Origin of the sequence: Yunchengibacter salinarum, from assembly GCF_037658235.1 — a bacterium.
In the GTDB taxonomy this organism is placed as follows: Bacteria; Pseudomonadota; Alphaproteobacteria; order Sphingomonadales; family Kordiimonadaceae; genus Yunchengibacter; species Yunchengibacter salinarum.
Window position 1 is genome coordinate 1 of sequence record NZ_JBBJLN010000026.1, and the last position, 3686, is coordinate 3686.

General features: G+C 57.1%; 3 protein-coding genes and 1 pseudogene. 2 read left to right on the top strand and 2 right to left on the bottom strand.

Going from position 1 to position 3686, the window contains the following annotated elements:
* A partial coding sequence (locus WGH93_RS13095) for an IS256 family transposase (protein ID WP_374765323.1) occupies window positions 1-878 on the bottom strand: 878 nt, incomplete at its 3' end.
* 65 nt (window positions 879-943) lie between these two features.
* On the opposite strand from WGH93_RS13095, the gene WGH93_RS13100 reads away from it, so the two are divergent.
* Complete coding sequence (locus tag WGH93_RS13100) at window positions 944-1153, top strand: hypothetical protein (RefSeq protein WP_374765324.1); 210 nt, start codon at window positions 944-946, stop codon at window positions 1151-1153.
* A 17-nt stretch (window positions 1154-1170) separates the two neighbouring features.
* Window positions 1171-1371, top strand: a pseudogene (locus WGH93_RS13105) (integrase core domain-containing protein); the annotation flags it as partial.
* An 874-nt stretch (window positions 1372-2245) separates the two neighbouring features.
* On the opposite strand, the gene WGH93_RS13110 reads toward WGH93_RS13105, so the two are convergent.
* A complete protein-coding gene (locus WGH93_RS13110; RefSeq protein ID WP_374765325.1) occupies window positions 2246-3406 on the bottom strand; it encodes a tyrosine-type recombinase/integrase in 1161 nt (386 codons plus the stop codon).
* Window positions 3407-3686 lie beyond the last annotated feature (280 nt).

Sequence of the window (3686 nt, forward strand, 5' to 3'; positions counted from 1 at the left end):
GCCTCGGCGTCCACCGCCGTATAGATGGCCTTGAGGGCTGTCGCCACGGCCTTGCGGTCCTTGTAGCTGGCAAAGCTCATGGAGTGGCGCAGCAGGTGGACGATACATGTCTGGATCTGCGTCTGAGGAAAGGCCGCCTCGATGGCCTGGGGAAAGCCCTTGAGGCCGTCGACCACGGCGATGAGGATGTCCTGAACACCGCGGTTCTTGAGATCATTCAGTACCTTGGCCCAGAACTTGGCCCCCTCGTTGGCCTGGAACCAAAGGCCCAGAACATCGCGCGTGCCGTCCGGCTGGATCGCCAGCGCCACGAAGACCGCCTTGTTCGACACGGCCCCATCGCTGCGGATATTGACCCGGATCGCGTCCATGAAGACCACCGGATAGCACGGCTCCAGGGGGCGGTTCTGCCACGCCGTCACCTCGTCCATGACCGCTTCGGTGACAGCGGAGATCAGGCTGGGCGACGCCTCGAAGCCATAGATTTCCTCGATATGCCCCTGGATCTCCCGGGTGCTCATGCCGCGCGCATACATGCTGACGATCTTGCGGTCGAACTCGGGAAAACGGCGCTGATATTTGGCGATCAGCAGCGGGTCGAAGGTCCCGTTGCGGTCGCGCGGAATGTCCAGAACCACCTTGCCGCTGTCGGTGGTCACCGTCTTCTGGCTGCTGCCATTGCGACGGTTCGGGGGCCGGTTGTGGCCCTCGGGCGCCTCCTCGGTGCGCTCCTCGCCGAGATGCTCCTCCATCTCGGTCGACAGCGCGCGTTCCGCCAGCGCCTTCGTCAGTTCGGAGAGAATGCCCTCCTTGCCGAACAGATCGCCGGCTGACCGGCCTTCCATCAGCTTGTCCAAAAGGTCTTTGTCGATGCTCATTCGTGGTCTCCTTTTCAGAACCGTTACCACGCCAGAGCACAAAATTCAGGATAGTCCCCGCCGAGGTGATGGGCAGCCGCCTGATGCAGATCACCGGCAAGGTGCAGAAAAGCGACGGCGTCACCCATGTGGTCGCCAAAAGGATCACCTACCGCTCACCCCTGCGGATGACCCTCTCCAACGCCCCCGACACCAGCACGCCACACCCCCACCAACCAGCCACCCACCCAAGAGACGCCCGCGACCTAATCCCCAAAGCGCGGGAGTTCCAGTGAGGGAGCGCGCTTCAGGCCTCGCCCATGCTCGTCAGGAGTTCGAAGCCAGGCGTCATGACTACAACCACTACCGGCCCCACTCGAGCATCGGGAACCGAACCCCAGCGGAAATAGGGGCAGGATCAACCGGCAAACCGTATCGGGGGTATGTCCTCAATACGGTTGTTGCTATCACGTCCAACGAAGGGTCTCAAAAGGGCCCAAGGCTCTACTCTTAGCGGGTAGAAACTTCGGGCTCAGACCACCTGGCACGCCCCCTCGTCAAGCTGAAGTCAGGGTGGGGCCGAGGCAACGCTTACGATTTGGCTGAACATCTTTTTTAATTCGCCTGAGAAGAGTTGACCCGCTGTATTCAGCGGTTTGGCCTATGCCCCGTCGGAGCTATTTTCATCCCCTCCGCCTGTTACAGGCTGCGGTCGGTCGCGTAGGCGCTCGGCTGGATCGTATCGTTTATCAAGGCGGCGAGACTTTGCGTAAGGGTAGGGGGTAGGAAGGTTGATGAGGCCATCACTTATCCACAGAGATGGGCTGTGGATAAGTGATGGCGCAATACCGGGTTTGCGCCTGTGGATAAGTGATCTGGGGATAAGTTGGGGCGTGATAAGCCGGGGCGATCACGCGGTTGAAAAGGCGTGATGGCACCATGTTCGAGGCCGACTCAGATCATTTGCTGACCGTGCCCTGGCTGCACTAGCGCTTCGGCCACTCCAACCGGTTGGTGCCCGTGGTATCGCCAACGCTCAGTGTGCCGCTTTTGGTTTCAGATGGCAATACGGTACCGGGTTGAAATCTGACAGATGAGAGAAACCCGGTACCAGCTACCAAATCTGACCTTTATAGCTCCGGAATGTTGCCGCTAAGCCGGAGATGGCAGGCGCCCTGATAGCCTTTTAGATCCTGTCTGGTGCGATATTGACTGCTGGCTCCGCGAATGCCCTGAAAATGAAGTTTCTCCAGCTCCTGTGGACGTTAATGGATATAAGCGTTCGATATGGGCAATAGGTGTATCCCCTTAAAGGGCCGAGAATGACAAAACGAGGACATGGGCGGCGATGATTGCCCACGATTCGCTTACCTGCGCTTACCCGATAATCATATAAGATTGTCTAGGGTTTCGGACACTTGCGCGGTGGCTTGCTGCAGCGGGCCGGGCGCCAGATGTGCATAAATCGCAGTGGATGCAGTGGATCGGTGTCCAAGAAGCCCGCCAACGACTGGAAGCGATGCGCCATTGCCAAGGCAGAGACTTGCAAAGGTGTGGCGTAGGTCATGAATACGGAGGTCCTCCAGCCCTGCAGTGCGGCGCACTCGGCGCCATGGTTTTTGTAGATTGATGATTGGCTGGCCGGGTCGTTCGCCGCAGATGACATAGGGGTTCTGGTGCATGCGTGGCAGCGTATCGAGAATGCGTAAAGCAACAGTGTTCAATGGGATTGCTTTGGCTCCGTGGGCGCTGGTTTTATGCTCGGTTAGAATGATCAGGGCCGCATCGAAATCCACATTTTCCCATTTTAGGGTGCGGATTTCATTCAGGCGCGCGCCGGTGGAGAGTAATAAGCGGAAGGCTGCAGCCGCATAAATGGATAGGTCGCCCGACTGTTCATGAATCTTGATGGCTCGTGTGAGCTGTTCCAATTCCTCTATATTCAGAAAACGCTGTCGGCGTCGCTCGCGGAATGCCCGAATATTGGCGGCAGGGTTATGGCCCCTTGGCACAAGTCCCCAGTTTTCCGCCCGGTTGAACATACTCCGTAGAACAGCCACCGATCGGTTGGCGGTGTAGGGTGTGCCTTTTAGGCTTTGATGGAAGCGGTCAACGTCTTTTGGTTGTAGAGCTTCGATGCTGCGTCCCCCCAGGGACGGGTTTATGGATTTTTCGATAAGATCCCGGTAAGCCTTGATTGTGCTTGGTTTGCAGCGCAGTTCGCAGTGTTGTTCAAGAAAGCGAGCAGCCAGTTCAGCAACGGTTATTGCTAGCCGTGCATCTGCTATATCCTGGCGGGGGTCTCTGCCCGCAGCCACCTCGGCTAGTTCTTTCCGTGCTATGGCGCGGGCTTCGTCGAGCGTCAAACGTCCATACCGACCGAGCGTTTTGCGGCGACTTCGGTTCTCCGCGTTTCGGTACTGAATGATGAAGGATTTTACCCCTGATGGCTTTACTCGCAGACCAAATCCCTGGAGGCTACCATCCCATAGAATTTTGTCGCGCTGTCCGGGGCCGGTGGCATCTATTGTTTTTTTGAGAAGCTTCATTGGTTCTCTCCGGGTAAGCACAGGGTAAGCAGAAAGCGTCCTTTCATGCCCATCCATTTCCTTGGAAAGATTTATGCTTGTCAACATAGTTCATTGTTTATGCTCATGAAATACGGCTATAGACGCTTATATCCATTAACGTCCACAGGAGCTGGAGAAACTTCCTAATCTGAGGGTCACAGGTTCGAGTCCTGTCGGGGTCACCATTTTCCTGCCGCGTCGCTGTGACATGCATGGTGGCATGACTCAATCCGTTGCCCTTGTCATCGCCTGCTTATGC